Annotated in this window: 1 pseudogene; it reads left to right on the top strand. The window is 50.7% G+C overall.

What is annotated here, in order from left to right:
- Positions 1-21: 21 nt before the first annotated feature.
- Positions 22-335, top strand: a pseudogene (locus MLE13_RS17945) (hypothetical protein); the annotation flags it as partial.

Genomic DNA, 335 nt, shown 5'->3' with positions numbered 1-335 from the left:
GAACAACGCAAATGGCAATCATTGCCGGAGGAAGGCCGCAAAGCAATCATACAACGCAAACAGAATCTAACGGTAGTAGACGGAATAACCTATGACGCGGAGGGCAACAACGTAACGCATCTATTCGAAGTAGTGCCGATTCATGCGCAATCAGAAAAACGCGCAAGAGCATTAGAAGCAATAAACGAACTATCAACGCACCAAAGCGAGAACGGCGGCTTTGTCTTCGCATTCTTCCGGCAAGCCCGCTCAATCGCAGACCGCTTCCCGACGCTTACACAAGCAGACATGGCGCGCCTCTTATTTATCGGCACGTTCGTAGCATGGCAAACGGG

The sequence above is a fragment of the Planococcus halocryophilus genome (assembly GCF_022489025.1).
Classification (GTDB): domain Bacteria; phylum Bacillota; class Bacilli; order Bacillales_A; family Planococcaceae; genus Planococcus; species Planococcus halocryophilus_A.
The sequence above is the reverse complement of the archived record's forward strand: the minus strand, read 5'-3'. Positions and strand labels throughout refer to the sequence as shown.